The sequence below is a fragment of the Pararhizobium sp. P1_E7 genome (assembly GCF_056405855.1).
On sequence record NZ_JBFUBH010000001.1, the window covers coordinates 117577 to 135402 of the forward strand.

Consider the following 17826-nt stretch of genomic DNA (forward strand, 5'->3'; position numbering starts at 1 on the left):
AAACTGAATGGGTTAAGCGAGACTTCAATTCGCTTTTTCTTTCCACATATGCGAGAGACCAAGAGAAACGAATCCGGTTTGAACGTGTAGACGGAAACACCGACAGAATGCCGTCCTTGAAGCACCCGCGCATCGCTGTTGTCGCCGACGCGCATTTTCACGATCTATACGCCGATTATGGCTTTGCAGGCATCGTTCAAGACGACCGGCGGCTGACGTTCAGGCTGCTGGCCGATACGGCCCGCTCGACGCGGGTGTTCAACGAAAGCTATTTCGCATTCCATCATGCGCTTGACGATATCGCTGAACGCGGCATCCGCCATGTCGTGCTGCTCGGCGATTATTCCGACGATGGACAGGTGGAGACCGTCAGGGGTGTGAAACGGGTGCTCGACAGCTATGCAGCGCGGTTCGGCATGCGGTTTTATGCCACCACCGGCAATCACGATATTTTCGGGGCGGATGGACGCCACCGCGCCAAGCGCTTCCTCAACGAGGACGGCGGCTACAGCATCCTCAGTAGCGACCCGCATCTGCGCGACCGGGGCGCGCATGCGGTCATCGCCAGCAAGCGCATGTATTGCCAGGGCTATCCGGAAGGGCTCGAGGCGATGGCGGATTTCGGCTTTTACCCACGGCCGGGCGATCTTCACTGGGAAACGCCGTTCGGTACGGATGGCGATCCGGCAGAGCGGCTTTATGAGGTCAATTCGCCGGATGGAAAAACCACACGCAGGCTGATGGACGCCTCCTATCTCGTCGAGCCTTTCCCCGGCGTCTGGCTGCTGATGATCGACGCCAATGTTTTCGTGCCCGCCGATGGCGTGGCGCCGGGCGGCGAGGGCGATCTCGCCGACAGCACCAGCGCCGGCTGGAACGCGATGCTCGTTCACAAGCGGTTCGTTCTCGACTGGATGGCGGACGTTGCCCGGCGTGCGCGCCTTGAGGGCAAATGCCTGCTGGCGTTTTCACATTATCCTGTTCTCGATCCGCTCGATGGCACGCGCGATGACGAGGTAGCGCTGCTCGGCCGGACGGGCATGGTGGAGCGCATTCCGCAGGCCGATGTTGCCGAGGCGCTGATCGCGGCGGGCATCGACATTCACTTCAGCGGCCACCTGCATGTCAACGATACGGCGCGCCACGGCGATGACGGGCGCTTCCTGATCAACGTCGCCATGCCGTCTCTCGTCGCATTCCCGGGAGCCTACAAGGTTCTTACCATTGGCGAGCAATGCATTGATATCGAGACGATGGGGATCGATGCAATGCCGCTCGATGGCGATTTGCGGCGGGGCTATGACCGCGAGATCGTGCCGTCGCGGCTCGATGCCGGCGGGATGCTCGATGTCACTGACTATGGTGGCTTTCTGTTTGCGCATATCGGTCATCTGGTCGGGCGGCGCTATCTCAAGCGTGAATGGCCGAAGGAGATTGCGGCAATGATCCGCAGCCTCGATGTTGCGGACCTTGCGGCACTGGCGCTGATCGATGAACCGGTTGCAGCGGGAGATGCTGCCGCTGCAATCGCTGCGGCCCGCAACGATGCCGGCGTGCGGCAGCTCCTGACGGAAGCGGGGCTTGAGGGTGCAGGGCTTACGGGCATTTCCGCGATGGCGTTTCTGGCCGACTGGTACCGGCTGCGGATGGGCAGCAACCTGGCGTTCGACTGGATCGCGCCGGCGCGGCTGGCGCTGTACCGGGCGGTCGGGCAGCTGTTTGCAAATGGCGGTTGGAGCGATGCCGGCTGCGCGCAGGCGCGGTTCGCGCTGATCTTCCGGATGTTTGAAAAATACGCCGGCGGGCTGCCTTCACGCAATTTCAGTATAGACCGCACGAGCGGTGCGATTACCCGGGTGGCGGGGTAGCACGAAGAAACAGCGCCCGTTGATGAGGCGCCTTGAAGACGCGTCTGCCGTCAATCCGTCTTGCGCGCGCGGCTTCGGGCTTCCGACAGTTCGCTTGTCGTATGGCTCAGGCGATCGGCCAGCACCCGCATGATCTCGATGGTGATTTCCGGAAAATCGGTGAGCAGCTTGAGGAAATGCTCCTTGCGGATGCGCAGGGCTTCCAGCGGTGTCGTCGTCTGTACCGTCGCGGTTCGCGAAACGTCGCAGAGTATGGCGATCTCGCCGACGATGGAATTGGTTTCGACTTCGGCGATCTTGATCGGGCCGGTCGAGGAATCGACCAGAATGTCCGCTTTGCCGGCCAAAACGACATAGGCGGCATCGCCGGTATCGCCTTGATGGAAGAGCGCTTCGCCCGGATCATAGCTGACACGGTCGGACGTGAACGCGAGAAGCTTCAGCTTGCCCGGCTCTACATTCGAAAACAGCGGCACGCGCCGCAGCATTTGAACTTCATCCTTCAGAAGCATAGTCGTGCCTTTTCTCCATTCTCTCCCTTCCGGACCATCGGCCGGTGCTGGTCACCAGCCCTGCCTCCGCGAAGGTTGCCCCTGCCTGCAATCCCGTCGCACGCATGGACTTCACCAATGACATTATGATGACACAAGCTCCTTAAAGATACCGTTATTCTCGGCCAGCGCCGCAGGTGTGCCTTCTTCCACAAGCAAGCCTCTGTCGAAGACGAGGACACGATCGAACAGGCTCGAAAGTGCGGTGTTCGAGAGCACCCAGACGACAGCCGGATCGCGCCCGTCACGGCGCACGAGCTTCAAGACATCGCGGACGATTTCGTCCTGCAGGCGGTGGTCGAGGCCGGGCAGCGGCCGGTTGAAGATGTAATAATCGGACCGGCGGACCAGCGCACGTGCCAGATTGAGCTTCTGCCGCTGCACCGCCGTCAGCCGTTTGCCGCCGGCGCCGAGATTGAAATCCAGGCCGATATCGATGACGCGCTCCAAAAGGCCGAGTGAGTTCAAAAGCGAGCTGACGATCGAACGGATGCGCTTGGAACCGTCGGTATGCTTGTGGCTGATGCGGCCGAACAGAATATTGTCCATCAGGCTTGCCGACGCCTGATAATGTTCCGGATCGTAGCGCTCGATATCGCCGCGCATTTCTTCCGGCAACCCTTCATGGAATTGACGGCGGACGTCGACGATCTTCGCCATCAGTTCGTCGGTCAGAAGACCGAAACGATGCCGCGGTTCGATGTAGCGGAAGCTCAGGCGAATGATCTGTCCGCGGTCATCCTCGGTCGCCGCGTCAAAACCCTTGCCCTTCAGCTTCTGCAAGAGCAGCTGGTATTCGGGAATGTCATCCGCGGTCATGAAGGTCAGCTGCTGGAAGAACGGATGATCCGGCGGCAGGTCAGAGAACAGTTCGACCGCGTTCTCGGCAATGCTGTACCCCATGTCGAACATGATACGGTCGAGGCCGGAGCGGCCGATAACGGAACGGAAATAGGCGTTCTTGCCGATGGCCTTGCCGATGAGTGCCGGGCCGGTTGCGGTGCCGAACAAAAGGTTTTCGCCGACCGTCGCCTCGGTATTGTAGGCGCCGGGTTCGAAGGAGACGACGAGGCTGCTGAGGCCCGCTTCTTCCAGTTCGTCGCGAAGGGCATGGCGCATTTCGACCAGCCCCTCGGCAAGCCCCGGGTGTTCGTCGGGAGAAACGATGCTGCGCAGGGCAAGATCGAGAATATCTTTCGATAGTTGAACCGTATCAAGCACCGAGAGGACCGGGGTGAAGAGATCGTCGCGGTTGGTCGCATTGGCCGCGTCGTAGTCGATCCAATCACTGTTCACGTCGTAATCCGGATTGCCAGCCAGTCGTGCTTCGTTGATTTCCCATTTGCGATGGGCCGCGCGACTGCCTTCGTAGGCCGCGTCGCGCAGCGGCGCGTGTTTCAACCCGTAAAGCAGGTTGTCGCGCAAGGTGCCGTAGAAGAAGTAGGCATCGGACGAAACATAGGAGATAGCGCGTCCGGTCACGGATTCGGGCAATTCCAGAAGATCGTCGCCGCCTGCCGTTACCTTGCCGCTCTCGGGCCATGTGAGGCGCGCAAAGGCTTCCGCCAGCATTTCGCCGCCGCCGGCGGCACCTCCGACGATGGCAACGGTCTCGCCGGGACGGATCTGTACCGACACGCGCTCGAGAAGCTTGGCGCCGCTATCGTCTGCCAGCGACAGGTTGACCGCCGCCAGCGGATGCTTGATCGAGCCGGCGTCCTTGATGGCAATGGCCTGGATGGACGGATCGATCGTTCTATCGACACTGAACTGCTCGACCACCTGGACATATTTCACCTGGACGTCCTGGCGGGTCTGGTCCCAGTCGATCAGGTCCTTCAAGGGACCGGGCAGGTCCTTGTAGGCGCTGATGACGGCGATCAGCTGACCAATGTCGAGACGGCCCTGCAGCGCCAGATAACCGCCGATGCAATAGAACAGGAAGGGGGTGAGCTGGGCGAGGAAGTTGTTGATGAACTTGACCAGGAATTTCCACTGGTAGAGGTCGTAGCGGATCTTGAAGATGCGGCCGAGGCGCGAGGCGATGTCGGCGCGCTCGTAATTCGACGTATCATAGGCATGGATGGTGCCGATGCCATCGACGATCTCGCTGACGCGGCCGGCAAGCTCGCGGGCGGTGATCTGGCGTTCGCGGCCAAGCACCAGCAGGCGCCGGCGCATACGGGGAATGATCACGGCCTGGACGCCGACCATCACGGCCGCGATCACGCCGAGCCAGGTATTTTGCATGAAGATGAAGAACAGGGCCGTCAATGCCTGCCCGCCGAGCAGGGCGGGCTGGACGAAGGCATCGCCGGTAAAGCCGCCGAGCGGCTCGACCTCATCCTTGACCATGCTGGAAACTTCCGCACCCTTCATGCGCTTGAACTGGCTTGGCGGAAAACGCAGGATCCGGTCGACAAGCTCGAAGCGGATGCGCCGGAGCAGGCGTTCGCCGAGCCGGCCCTTGTAGGTATTGATGTAGAATTTGAAGAGGCCGTTGATAATAACCAGCAGCAGGAAGACCATGCTCAGCGCAAACAGGGTCTGCATGCGGGTCAATTCGACGCCGTCAAAGAGCGAGACTGTTCCGAGCCAGGGCAGGTCGAAGCTGATGTCCATGAACAGCTGGGTGGCGCCCGGCTGATCGAAGCCCTCGCCTTGAATTGGCCCGTTGACGATCTGCTTGGGCAGGTCGAACGACAGGAAGTAGGGGATCATCGAGACGGCGACGACCAGAAGGATCCAGAGCTGCTGGCCTTTGGTGTGGGTCCAGATGTAGCGGGCGATGTTTTTTTCCATGGGTGGATTCAACTGGCCGTGTAGCGGGTGTCGAGGACGTAGAAGCGCCGGGCAGCGTAAGGCGTGCCGGCGATCTCCGGGTCGTGCAGACGAAGATCGAACTGTCCGCGGATCGTGACGGCCGGACGGCTGACGATATGCGGCACCTGGGAGGCGGCCCGTTCGAGTTCGGGCGCATATTCGATCACGACCGTTTTGGCGTTCTCGATCAGCGAGAACAAGAGGTCGCCCAGCGGATCCTTGCGGCCGAACGGTTTTAGCGAATAGCCGAGCAGGACGAGGCCGTAGCTTCCCGGCTGGTAGTGATAGTCGATCTGCTGGAATTTCGCCGGAATATGCCGCACATGGCATTGTTTTCCGTTCAGTTCGTTTGCCTCGTAAGCCTCGGTTTTCGGATCGACGGAGGTGACCGACAGCGGATGATGGGTGAGATAAGGGGTGACCGGCCGGATATGGCCGCCGATTTCCAGGATATGCGGGCAGTCGCGCATGAAGTGGGCGGCGAAGACCTGCCGCATCGTTGCGCCCAGTCCTGCCAGATGCGGAATATCCTTTCCCGCCTCCAAAGGCGGTAGATCGGAGACGGCATCCTTCAGGTTGACTTGCATTCCTTGCACTCCAGAAAAGTCCAGACTACAACACGCGCATGATGAAAACCACCCGACCAAACGAAGCAAACACAACAGATTGGCACGAGAGTGCCTTCGATATTATCCGCGGTCTTTCCGCCTATACGGGAAGCTCTCTGATAGAAGGCCTTGCGAAAGTTATCGCCAAATATCCGGACGCGGACCTCGGCACGGCCTTCAACCACAAGCAGGTTGGAAGCAAGATATGGGCGCGCGAAAAGCTTTTTGAAAGCCTTGGCGGAAAATTTAAACACATCGTCTTGCTCGGCGGCTGGTATGGCGTGCTTCCGGCAATGTTTTTCGATGACAGCCGTTTCGACATCGAACTCTTCGAGAGCATTGATATCGACCCGGAGGTCGGCGAAATCGCCGAAACGCTGAATGCCAGGGCCGGTGCGCATTTTCGCACGGTGACGCAGGATATGTACGCGCTCGATTACGCTACCCGCGGTGCGGATCTCGTCATCAACACCAGCTGCGAACACATTGCCGATCTTCCCGCATGGCTTTCGCTTCTGCCGCGCGGCACGAAGGTCCTTTTGCAGTCGAACGACTATTTCAGCGAGCCGACCCACATCAACTGCGTACCCTCGCTGGAGGCTTTCCAGGAACAGACGTCGCTCAGCCATGTGGCCTTTGCCGGATCGCTGCAGATGAAGAAATATACCCGCTTCATGGTGATCGGCACGGTTTGATCCGAGATCAGATCAGCCCGCGTAAAATCGTGGCGGTGCGATGCGCGCCGTCAAGATCGAGATTGTGGGGCGGCCGGTCCGTTGCCGCGAGCGCTTTCTCGATTGCCCGTGTCATACTATCGGCCGACAGGTCGTCTTCAGTCAGGACATGTGCAAGCCCAAGCTTTTCGAGACGCTCGGCCCGGACGGTCTGCTCGGTTTCACCTCCGGCGGTGAAGGGAATAAGCAGGGCATGGCATCCGGCGCGCAGAATGTCGCAAACGGTGTTGTAGCCCGCCTGTGACACGGACAGTCTGGCGCCGGCCAGCAGGCTGGCGAAGTCGGGACGGAAGCGGTAGACGCTGACCTGGGCGGGAGCATCGGCTAGGATTGCGTCGAAGTCCGGCTGCGGCAGGTTGGGGCCGGTGATCAGCGCCCAGGACAAAGGCTTGCCGATCGACTTTGCGGCCTGAAGTGCTGCACGGATCAGGGCATTGCCGACCGCACCACCGCCGGCCGAGACGATGACGTCGAAACGCTCGGTTGGCTGCGCGGGGGCGGGGGCGGCCACCAACCCGGTATAGATCACCTTACCGGTGATATCGGCGGCCAGCGGAAAAGTATCTTCCAGCCTGGCAAAGGCCGGATCGCCATGGACCAGAACCCGGTCGAAATATCGCTTCACCAGTGCGACCGTTTCCTCGTCGCGGCCGGGCTTGGAGCGTTCCTGCAGGATATCGCGCAGCGACGTGACGACCAGCGGCTTCTTGTCCATCGCGGCGATGGCATCAAGCAGCGGCAAGAGTTCGAAACGGACCTGCCTGCGGCCGAAGGGAAAGGCCTCGATGATGACGATATCAGGCTGGCATTGGTGGAAAGCTGCCAGCAGCCGCGCCTTGCGATCTTCCTTGAAAGCGTCATCGACCGGGTTGCCGTCGATATCAGCCAGCCCGGAAAAGCCGGCATCGCCGGCAGTGACCGGCGGCAAGGCGACATGATGGACGAGCGGGCCGGGAAAGCCGGTCACCGGTGTTCCGCCGGTCACGACCGTCACGTCGAAACCATCCTCGGCCAGCGCGCGGGCGATGCGGCTGGCACGGGCAAGGTGGCCGATGCCGAGCAGGTGCTGGACGTAGAAAAAGGCGCGGGGATTGCGGTTCTGGCCGTCGGTCATGGTGCAGTCCGCCATTCCGTCTCGAACAGGTCTTTCAACTGGCGGATGCTGGTCTGATGATCGAAGTGGCTGCGCACCTTGCGTTCGGCTGCTTCTCCGAGCCGCTTTCGCAGCGCCGGATCGCGGACGGCTTTTGCCAACGCCTCGGCCAGCGCCTGCGGGTCTTCCGGCGCGACGACAAAGCCGTTTTCTCCATCAACGAGCAATTCGGGCACCCCGGAAATATTCGTCGATATGCAGGCCAGCGCCTGGCTCGACGCCTCGACAAGGACGTTCGGCAATCCGTCACGGTCGCCATCGGCGGTGATGCGGCAGGCAAGGGCGAATATATCGGCGTCGCGATAGTGCTGCAGCACTTCGGTCTGCGACAGGGACCCGTACCAGGTCACCTTTTGGGCAATGCCGAGTTCGGATGCCAGCGCCTGCAGCTTTTCCAGCAGCTCACCGCCGCCGATATGAACGAACCGCCAGTTGAGCCCGGCGGGCAGCAGGCTCAGCGCCCGCAGCAGGATATCGAAGCCCTTCTTCTCGACGGCCCGGCCAACGCTGACGATCGTCACCGGGTTTGCGGGATCGGACCCGTCATAGGCCGGACGAGTGCCGTCAAATGGACCGAAACGGCGGAGATCCAGGCCGTGATAGCTCAGATGTACATGCGGCCTGCCGCCGGAAAGATGGCGTAGTTGTTCAAAGCCGGTCTGCGTGCAGGTCACGGTCCAGCGGGTGTTGGCGAGCTTGCCGGCAAGCTCCCAATCGGGCGACGTCCAGATATCCTTCGCATGGGCAGAGCAGGTCCAGGGTGTACCGCTGATCATGCTGGCATAGCGGGCGACGGAGGCCGGCGTGTGAATGAAATGCGCGTGCAGCCATTCTCCGCCCGCCGGCCATTCGGCCGAAAGCACCATCGCCTGTCCGAAACGCCGGACCCGGTTGCGCGTCCGGTCACGCCAAAGATCGGAGAAAAACGCCGGCAAGGCCCGCCAGAAGCCCGGCTTCGGCAGGCACGTGATCAGCGCGCGCGCGACCCGCAGTGGCTCCTCATGCAGATATTCCGGCAGGTAGTGGACCGGAGCCCTGATCTCGTCATGGACAGGGTGGCGCTTCTTGTCCGTCGGCCGCCGCAACGCAACAAGCGCGAGTTCAAAACCGGCCTTTTCCAGGCCGAGCAGTTCCTGTGCGATGAATGTTTCCGAAAGGCGCGGATAGCCCTTGAGCACCACGACGATCTTGCGGCGCTGGGTCAACTTTGGCTCAACCTTTCACGACCGTCAGGTGCTCGTGGTCGCGGCGACCGAGCCATTCTCCAACGATCTGCGATATGTTCGCCAACCCTTCGAGCGTCATGCCCTTGGCGCTCTTGGAGGGCGGGTTGCGATCCGGCAGTGCCTTGAGTGCTGCGGCAAAGCGCATCGGATCGGCCGCTTCCTCCGGCAAAAGCATGTCGATCAGGCCAAGTTCTGCGGCGCGGCTGGCTCGGATGAGCTGCTCTTCGCGCGGCATGACTCTGGGGACGATCAGGGCCGGCTTGTCGAAGGACAGGATTTCGCAATAGGTGTTGTAGCCGCCCATGGCGACGACGCCCTTGGCGCCGGCAATCAGCTCTTCCATCCGGTTGTCGAACTCGATCACCTCGAGATAGGGGATCTTGGCGCATTTCATCAAAAGCTTGTGGCGCTGCTTGACCGGCATGTAGGGGCCAAGAACGATCAGCGCCTTGTGCGTCAGCGTCGGGTCTTCCTGGTAGGCGTCGATCACATCATGGATCAGGTCGGAGCCGTCGCCGCCACCGCCGGTGGTGATCAGAATATAGTCGCCCTTCGGCTTGTGCTCGGATTCGACATCCTGCGAGACACTTCGCTGCAGAAAGCCGACGAAATCCATCTTGCCGCGCACGATCGGTGGAACGTCGAGGCCGACGAGGGGATCGTAGAAATCGGGTGGGCCATAGACCCAGATGCTGTCGTAGAACTGGCCGATCTTGCGCATCACGTCGTTGCGCTTCCATTCCGCATCCAGCAGGTGCGGCGCGTCCATGACCTCGCGCAGGCCGAGAACCAGGGTTGTCCCCTGTTTCTTGAGATAGGCGAGCGTCTCTTCGACTTCGCCATGCAGCCCCATCGGCTCCTTGTCGACGATGAAGACATCCGGCTGGAAGGTCTCGGCCGTGTGGCGGATGATCGACCGGCGCATCTTCAGCGTCTCATGCAGGTCGATATGCCTGTCCATCGACGTGTACTCGCCGTTGCGCAGCTTGATGACGCTGGGGATCTTCACGAAGTCGACGCGGGCGCGGTAGTCGAACGCACCGGCGATCGTTGCGCCCGAGATGATCAGGATATTGACGCCGCGATAATCCTCGACCAGCGAATGCGCAATCGTCCGGCACCGCCGGAGGTGGCCGAGGCCGAACGTGTCGTGGCTGTACATCAGGATGCGCGCATCCTCGATCCGGCGCGTCATGAGCGCAGCCTCTTGTCTCCCATGGCGTTGCCTATCTCCGCAAGGAGTATCCTGAGCATATCGGTATCCACTTCACTTGTACGGATCGGCAGCATCGCGAAGTCCGTCGCCCAGGAAGTTGAACGCCAGAATCACGAGGATGACCGGAATGGTTGGAAACAACAGCCAGGGATAAAAAGCAATGACGCTGACGCTGCGAGCTTCGGTCAGAAGAATGCCCCAGCTGGTGATCGGCGGGCGAAGACCAAGGCCAAGGAAGCTCAGCGCCGTCTCGCCGAGGATCATGCCGGGGATCGCCAGCGTCGCGGTTGCGATCAGATGCGACATGAAGCCGGGCACAAGATGGCGGCCGATGATACGGCTCGAACCCGCGCCCATCAATTGCGCTGCCAGAACGTAGTCCTCTTCACGCAGGGCCAAAAGTTTCGAGCGGACGGCGCGCGCAAGCCCCGTCCAGTCGAGCAGGCCGAGAATGGCGGTAATGCCAAGATAGATCAGGATCGGACTCCAGGTGACCGGCATGATGGCTGCGAGCGCCATCCATAGCGGGATGCTCGGTATCGATTGCAGGACCTCGATAATGCGCTGGACGATCAGGTCGAAGATGCCGCCGTGATAACCCGCAAGCCCACCGATGGTGATACCCAGCACGAAGCTCATGGTGATGCCGAGCAGGCCGATGGTCAAGGATATCCTGGCTCCGTAAAGGATACGTGACAGCACGTCGCGGCCGAGGCGGTCACTGCCCAAAAGGAAGAGCTGCCCGTCCTTGGCCGGGCAAGCCAGATGGATATTGGTCTGTACCAGGCCCCAGAATTTGTATCCGTCGCCCCGGCAGAAGAAGCGGATCGGTTCGACCTGATCCGGCTTGTCGGTGTAGATCCGGCGCAGCGTATCCATGTCGAGCGTCATCGTGCGTCCGTAGACGAACGGCCCGACAAAATTGCCTTCATGGAACAGATGGACGCGCTGCGGCGGCGAATAGATGAAATCGACGTTGCGGGTGTGCAGATTGTAGGGCGCCAGGAATTCGACGATGGCAATGGTGACGTAGAGAAAGGTGAGGAAATACAAAGAAAACAGCGCAAGGCGGTGTTTCTTGAATTTCCACCACATCAGCCGCAGTTGCGAGGCCTGATAGATCCGCAACTGCTCCTGCGTCATCACATCGACGGAATGGGGATCGAACGGCGCTGTCGAGATGTAATGCGAAAGCGGTTCGCCGGATTGGGGAAGAGATACCGTCACTTGGTGCTACCGCCTTGCAGTCTGATGCGCGGGTCGAGGAATGCGAGCGCGATGTCTGAAATCAGTACGCCGATCACGGTGAGGAAGGCCAGGAACATCAGGAACGAGCCGGCCAGATACATATCCTGACTTTGCAACGCTTTTATCAGCATCGGTCCGGTCGTTTCGAGCGAAAGCACGATGGCCGTGATCTCGGCTCCGGAAATGATCGCCGGCAGGATCGAGCCGATATCCGAAATGAAGAAGTTGAGCGCCATGCGCAGCGGATACTTCACCAGCGTGCGGAACGGATGCAGGCCTTTGGCGCGGGCCGTCACGACATATTGTTTCTGCAGTTCGTCGAGCAGATTGGCGCGCAGGCGGCGGATCATGCCGGCGGTGCCCGCTGTGCCGACGATCAGGACGGGTATCCAGAGATGCTCAAGGATCGATTTCGCCTTTTCCCAGCTCATCGGTTCGGCCAGATACTTCTGATCCATCAGATGGCCAATGGACGTGCCGAACCAGATATTGGCGAAATACATCAGGATCAGCGCGAACATGAAGTTCGGAATGGCGATGCCGATCAACCCCAGGAACGTCAGCCCGTAGTCGCCCCAGCTATATTGATGGGTGGCGGAGTAGATGCCGATCGGAAAGGCGATCAGCCATGTGAACAGGATGGTCACGAAGGAGACCAGCACCGTCAGCCACAGACGATCTCCGACCACCTCGTTGACCGGCAGCTGATACTCGAAGGAATAGCCGTAATCGCCCTGCACCAGGCCTGCAGCCCAATGGAAATACCGCATCACCGGCGGCTGATCGAAGCCGTACTCCTTGCGCAATGCATCGATCTCAGCCGTGTCCACAGCTTCGCCTTGGGCGCGAAGTTCGGCAATGTAGCTTTCGAAATAATCGCCAGGCGGCAGTTCGATGATGGTGAACACCAGCGCGGAAATGATGACGAGGGTCGGTATCATCGCCAGAATGCGCCAGAAAATATAACGCAACATGCTCAGCTAACCTCTTCGCTGTACCAGAACGTATCTGGCATGTAGACCCCGAGATAGCAGGTCGGGTCGAAGCCGTAGAGGCCTTTCTCGGGAATGTTGCGGATATAGGCGGAATGCATGATCGGCTGGAGCGCAGCGTTGACGATGCCGATCGAAAAGACGTTTTGCGTATAGATTTCCAGCATTTGGTGCCAGATACGCGTTCTGTCTTCGTTGTCGACGGTCTTTCGCCATTGCTTGAGCAGGTCGATCAGCGTGATCGCCTCCGGCAATTCCGGTGCACTGCCGTTCTGTCCGATGGACAGGTAGTACATGCCCCATGCCGGCCATTGAAATTGGTCGTCTCTGCTCGGCGCAAGATCGCCGGGGTTCATATCGGCCGTGGGCACACCATTTTCGATGCCTGACCACATGGACATCATGATCTCGCCACTCATCGTCCGGCTGCTGAAAACGTCCCGCTGCGAGGTCTTGATAAAAAGCGCGAAGCCGATTTTCGCCCAATGGTCCTTGATCAGTTCAAGGACGTCGGTTTCGAGCGTGCTTTCGCCGGAAGTCTCGACAACGATCTGCGCGTCGCGGCCATCCGGCAAGAGCCGGAAGCCGTCACTGTTGCGTTTGGTCAGGCCGGCTTCGTCAAGCAGCTTATTGGCCTGATCCGGATCGTAGCTGGCCCATGCCGATGCATATTCCGGCTTGAAAAGCGGGCTGTCGGGCAGAATGGTATCGGCGCTTTCGCTGGCAAGGCCGTAGAAGCTTACCATGTTGATTTCGTGCCGGTCGATCGCCAATGACAGTGCGCGCCGGACCCGCACGTCCCACCACAGATCGCGCCAGACCTTGTCGGCGCAGTTCAGGTTCGGCAAAAGGGCGAGGCGCGACCCCTGGATGCGCTTCCAGAGATTGACCTTCACCGGATAGCGTTTTTCCGCATCCTTGAAGAAGGCATAGTCGGAAAAATCGACGCCGGTGGATTGCAGATCGGTCTCGCCCGCGCCGGTCTTGGCCGCGATGATTTCCGACGAGCTGATATTCAAAACCCAGCGGTCGATATAGGGCAGTTGCAGGCCGTTTTCGTCGATCCGGTGGAAGAACGGGTTGCGTTCGAACACGAATTGCTCGGCTGGCGGGGCTGTGCGCGGAATCCACGGATCCAGCGACGGCAGGTCGGGATTTTCCGGACGGTACTGGCGCGACATCTTGATGTGCAGATCGGCCCATTTCTTGACGCGGTACTGTTTCATCAGCGCCGACAGGCGGAAATCGTCCTGATACTTCTTGTGGAAATGCCGCATATAGGCCGACGGCATCAGGATGACGACCGGCGAAGCGGCAGCAAGGCCCGGAAGAAAGTCCGGGTTGGGTACTTTCCAGGTGTAGCGGACCGTCAGTTCGTCGATGATCTCGAATGTCGGCCCTTCGCCATCGGCGAGCAGCTCCCGCTGGATGCCGCCCTTGCGCAGATCCTTGTTGAGGATCACATCCTCCCAAGTGTAGCGGAAATCCTCGGATGTCAGATAGCTGCCATTGGACCAGCGATGGCCGTCGCGAATCTTGAACGTGAAAATCCGGCCTTCCTGAACGTCGAAGCTTTCCAGAATGTCGGGCTGGAATTGCAGGTCCTCGGTATAACCGACCAGACGGGCATAGCCGTTGATCGTCATCATCCGGATGTCCTTCTGGCTGCCGATCAGCATGCGGACGGTTCCGCCGTACTTTCCGGGCTGCCGGCCCATGGCGGCAACGTTGACGCGCCGCGGATTCTTGGGGATGCGCTCGCTGATGTCGGGAAGCGTCTGGGCGCGCAGATAAGGCCGCAGGAATGGTGGCTCCGGGGTCGCTCGCGCGACGCCGGGAACGAAAGCGGAGGCAAGCAGGCCAAGGGTGGTGCGCCGGGTGATCATGGTACGAGCTCCCTGACATCGGCGGTTTTTCGCGCCAGAACAAGATGACCGTTGCCGAGGTCCGCCGTCCCCAGCGCGTTTGCGTCGCCCTCATCGGAGAAATGCTTGCCCCAGCTGCGCTTGTCGGATGCGCCGCTTGGATTGAGCAGGGAGAAATCGAGCGGCCGGTCGAGATCAGGGAAGGGCACGGCGGCGAGCAGCGATTTGGTATAGGGGTGAACGGGCGCCGCCATCAGCGTCTCGCGCGGGGCGATCTCGACAATGCGGCCGCCGCACATCACCGCGATACGGTCGGCCATGTAGTCGACGACGGCAAGGTTGTGCGAGATGAAGAGATAGGTGAGCCCCAGTTCCTTCTGCAGATCCTTCAGCAAGTTGAGGATCTGCGCCTGAACGGACACATCGAGCGCAGAGACGGGCTCGTCGCAGATCAACAGGTCAGGCCCGAGTGCAAGCGCTCTGGCAATGCCGATGCGCTGGCGCTGGCCGCCGGAAAAACTGTGGGGATAGCGATTGAGGTGGCGTTCGCTGAGACCAATTGCGTTTAACAGCGCCTTGACCGTCTCGACGCGGGATTTGCCGCTGCCGCGTCCGTGGATTTCCAGCGGTTCGCTCAGAATGTTCTGCACCGTCATGCGTGGCGACAACGAGGAGACGGGGTCCTGGAACACCATCTGCACCTTGGTGCGCAACTCCTGCAGTCCGGAACCTTCCGCCTTCAGCACGTCGATCGGGCCGTCGCTGCTGTTGAGCATGATCGCGCCGCCGTCCGGTGTCACGGCGCGCATCAGGATCTTGCTGAGCGTGGTCTTGCCGCAGCCGCTTTCGCCCACCAGTCCCAGACATTCGCCGCGCATGATGTCGAAGCTGACGCCATCGACAGCCTTGACGGCGCCGGCGGTATCCTTGGTCAGCCAGCTCGATTTGCGGGTGGTGAAGGTCTTGCTGACATCGCGCACCGAAAGCAGGATTTCCGGCTTCAGGGCTTCGTCGGCCGCGACGATCTGCTTTTTCCCGAGCAGATTGCTGGTATTGACCGGAACCTCGCGCAACGCCTTCAGGCGTTCGCCGGGCTTCATGTCGAAATGCGGGACGGCGGCCATCAAGCCCTTGAGGTAGGGATGTGACGGCTTACGGAAAATGGTCTCGACCGGGCCTGCCTCCATGATCTCGCCGTGATAGATGACGACAACCTCGTCCGCGACATTGGCGACGACGCCGAGATCGTGGGTAATCAACAGCATGGCCATGTTCAGCTTGGTCTGCAATCCGCGCAGCAATTGCAGGATCTGCGCCTGGATGGTCACGTCAAGCGCGGTCGTCGGCTCGTCGGCGATCAGAAGCGAGGGATTGCAGATCAGCGCCATGGCGATCATGGCGCGCTGGCGCATGCCGCCCGACAATTCGAACGGATACATGTCGAAGGCGCGCGACGGCTTGGGGAAGCCGACGAGCCCGAGCATTTCCTCGGTGCGGTCGCGCCGCTCGCGGCTGGACATAGGAGTGTGGATTTTCAGGGATTCGCTGATCTGGTTGCCGATGGTGTGCAGCGGCGACAGCGATGTCATCGGCTCTTGAAAGATCTTGCCGATACGGTTGCCGCGCAGATTGCGGATTTCCCGCCCGTCGCGCGGCATGGCCAGAAGGTCGGCCGGCTGTTCGCCGGTCGCCGGATCGCAAAACAGGATGCGGCCGGTGCAGGTGGCGGACTTCGGCAGGATGCCCATCACGGACTGGCTGATGACGGATTTCCCGGAGCCGGACTCGCCGACCAGCGCGGTCACCTTGCCTGGCAGGACGCGCAGGCTGGCATTGCGGACAGCATCGATCTGCCCGCCGAGCATCGCGAACGAGATACTCAAATTCTCGATCCGCAGCAGGTCCGTGCCTGATTTCATGCCAGCATATGTCCTTGTCTCTCGGGTGGCTTGCAATCGCGCAGAGCGCACCTCCGGGTGGAAACCCGGCTCCATTGCAAGGAGACTATCGCACGGAAATTGGTGTGTCCATGACCTTAGGCTGGTAAAGTGCGTGCGGATATAATCGCGGCCCGGAAGCGTCGCGATTTGAAAAAAACAACAATCATTCGAGCGGGATGGCGCTGTTTTTGCATTCCGCCAGGGCAATCGGTGCCGGATAGGCGCCCGGCGGCTTGATCCTTACTGCAGCAGCTTGTTCCAGAGCAGGTCGCGTGGCTGCGATTTCTTGCTGTTGCGATAGAGCAGCATGACCTGCTCGGCCTCGGAGCGCGTCTCCAGCGAACGGCTTTGCATGGTCTCGCTCGCGTCCAGTTTCAGGTTCTGGTCCCCAGGCAAAAGCACGGTTACCTTCTGGCGCACGCCGCGCAGCTTTTCCTGGCCGAGCGTCACCCATTCGCCGCCGCTATAGGTGGCGAATGCCTGGCTGGCCACGATCGGCTGGGCGTATTTCTTCGTCAGCCCCTGGAGCCGCTCCACCTCGTTGACGGCTGCGCCGAAGGCGGAAAATGTCAGCCGGTCTTTCAGGCCGACATTGCCGAACATGACATTGCCGACATGCAAGCCGATGCCATAATTGATATCGCCGAGACTTTGGCGGCGGCGATCGGCGTTGAGTTCGGCCATCCGCGCCGACGCCTGCCGCACCGCCGCCATCGCAGCCAGGGCTGCGACCTGCGACGGCTCCCGGTGGCGGCCACAGGGATAGACGGCAAGGAAGCCGTCGCCGACGAAACTGAGGATCTCGCCGCCGTTGCGGCTGAACGGGGTGGCGATGGCGTCGAAGAACTGGTTCAGCGTATCGATATAGACCTGACGCCCCTCTTTTTCCGCGAGCACGGTCGACTGGCGCATGTCCGCCATCACCAGTGCCGCCCGGATTGTTTCGCCGTCGCCGCGCCGGGTCTGGCCGGACAGGACGCGCTTTCCGGCATTTTCCCCGAGATAGGTGGTCAGCATATTGTCGGCGAGCTTGCCGAGGACGGCCATCTTTGCAGCGACAGCCAGATTGTTCTGAATTCGCAGCAGGGCCTCTATGACATTGTCGCTGAAGCCGCCATAGGCGTCGGTCGACCAGGAACCGATCATGCCCTGGCCGGACGTTTCGCCAAAGGACTGGACGAAGGCGATATAGTCGGTAACGCCCATTTCCTTCAGATCATCGAAGATCGGAAATTCCGAGCGCATGGACGGATCGATCTGCCGGCGCAGATGATCGAGATTGTTGCTTAGGAGATAATAGTATGGGCTCTGCAAGAACCGGTCCGGCTTGTCGTCGGTTGGGTCGGCACGATAGCCTTCGACGGTAACGCCTTCGCCGCGCAACCAGGTGAAACCCAGCGCGTCATAGAGCGGATGCAGCATCGAAAAGCTCAAGTGGACGCGGTTGAGCGGCAGGCCGGAGGCCGCCAGTCTTTCGCAGAAGCCTGTCACAACCGTCTCGAGCGTTTCGCCGTTGAGGGCCGCCTGCTGCAGCCAGTTCGATACGCGGTCCAGCAGGTGGGTCGAAACATTCGTCTTGTGGATGTTCATCGCGTGACGTGT

13 protein-coding genes are annotated in these 17826 nt (G+C 60.5%); 2 read left to right on the top strand and 11 right to left on the bottom strand.

What is annotated here, in order from left to right; all coding sequences use genetic code 11:
• Window positions 1-107: 107 nt before the first annotated feature.
• Window positions 108-1868 (top strand): metallophosphoesterase family protein, encoded by a 1761-nt coding sequence (locus AC1D17_RS00540; RefSeq protein WP_477563484.1) that lies wholly within the window; start codon window positions 108-110, stop codon window positions 1866-1868.
• Window positions 1869-1918: 50 nt separating this feature from the next.
• Here the strand turns inward: AC1D17_RS00540 and AC1D17_RS00545 are convergent, their stop codons facing one another.
• From AC1D17_RS00545 to AC1D17_RS00555, 3 genes are all read right to left on the bottom strand, one after another.
• A complete protein-coding gene (locus AC1D17_RS00545; protein ID WP_477563485.1) occupies window positions 1919-2380 on the bottom strand; it encodes a cyclic nucleotide-binding domain-containing protein in 462 nt (153 codons plus the stop codon).
• A 123-nt stretch (window positions 2381-2503) separates the two neighbouring features.
• Window positions 2504-5221 carry an ABC transporter transmembrane domain-containing protein gene (locus tag AC1D17_RS00550; protein WP_477563486.1) on the bottom strand — a complete coding sequence of 906 codons (2718 nt, stop codon included), beginning with the start codon at window positions 5219-5221 and terminating at the stop codon, window positions 2504-2506.
• A gap of 8 nt (window positions 5222-5229) precedes the next feature.
• A complete protein-coding gene (locus AC1D17_RS00555; protein WP_477563487.1) occupies window positions 5230-5829 on the bottom strand; it encodes a hypothetical protein in 600 nt (199 codons plus the stop codon).
• Window positions 5830-5867: 38 nt separating this feature from the next.
• On the opposite strand from AC1D17_RS00555, the gene AC1D17_RS00560 reads away from it, so the two are divergent.
• The gene (locus tag AC1D17_RS00560; protein ID WP_477563488.1) at window positions 5868-6545 is read left to right on the top strand and encodes a class I SAM-dependent methyltransferase; all 678 of its coding nucleotides are present in this window, start codon (window positions 5868-5870) and stop codon (window positions 6543-6545) included.
• A gap of 7 nt (window positions 6546-6552) precedes the next feature.
• Here AC1D17_RS00560 and AC1D17_RS00565 read toward each other — a convergent pair whose 3' ends face one another.
• From AC1D17_RS00565 to AC1D17_RS00600, 8 genes are all read right to left on the bottom strand, one after another.
• A complete protein-coding gene (locus AC1D17_RS00565) occupies window positions 6553-7698 on the bottom strand; it encodes a glycosyltransferase family protein (protein ID WP_477563489.1) in 1146 nt (381 codons plus the stop codon).
• On the bottom strand, window positions 7695-8942 hold the full coding sequence (locus tag AC1D17_RS00570; RefSeq protein WP_477563490.1) for a glycosyltransferase: 1248 nt from the start codon (window positions 8940-8942) through the stop codon (window positions 7695-7697). Before AC1D17_RS00570 ends, AC1D17_RS00565 begins: the two co-directional genes overlap by 4 nt.
• Window positions 8943-8949: 7 nt before the next feature.
• Window positions 8950-10158 (bottom strand): glycosyltransferase family protein, encoded by a 1209-nt coding sequence (locus AC1D17_RS00575; protein WP_477563491.1) that lies wholly within the window; start codon window positions 10156-10158, stop codon window positions 8950-8952.
• Window positions 10159-10230: 72 nt separating this feature from the next.
• Window positions 10231-11406, bottom strand: coding sequence for an ABC transporter permease (locus tag AC1D17_RS00580; RefSeq protein ID WP_477563492.1), 1176 nt, complete (start codon window positions 11404-11406; stop codon window positions 10231-10233).
• Window positions 11403-12401, bottom strand: coding sequence for an ABC transporter permease (locus AC1D17_RS00585; RefSeq protein ID WP_477563493.1), 999 nt, complete (start codon window positions 12399-12401; stop codon window positions 11403-11405). The genes AC1D17_RS00580 and AC1D17_RS00585 overlap by 4 nt, the downstream gene beginning before the upstream one ends.
• A 2-nt stretch (window positions 12402-12403) precedes the next feature.
• A complete protein-coding gene (locus AC1D17_RS00590; RefSeq protein WP_477563494.1) occupies window positions 12404-14305 on the bottom strand; it encodes an ABC transporter substrate-binding protein in 1902 nt (633 codons plus the stop codon).
• A complete protein-coding gene (locus AC1D17_RS00595; RefSeq protein ID WP_477563495.1) occupies window positions 14302-16203 on the bottom strand; it encodes an ABC transporter ATP-binding protein in 1902 nt (633 codons plus the stop codon). The genes AC1D17_RS00590 and AC1D17_RS00595 overlap by 4 nt, the downstream gene beginning before the upstream one ends.
• A gap of 261 nt (window positions 16204-16464) precedes the next feature.
• On the bottom strand, window positions 16465-17814 hold the full coding sequence (locus AC1D17_RS00600) for an adenylate/guanylate cyclase domain-containing protein (protein WP_477563496.1): 1350 nt from the start codon (window positions 17812-17814) through the stop codon (window positions 16465-16467).
• Window positions 17815-17826 lie beyond the last annotated feature (12 nt).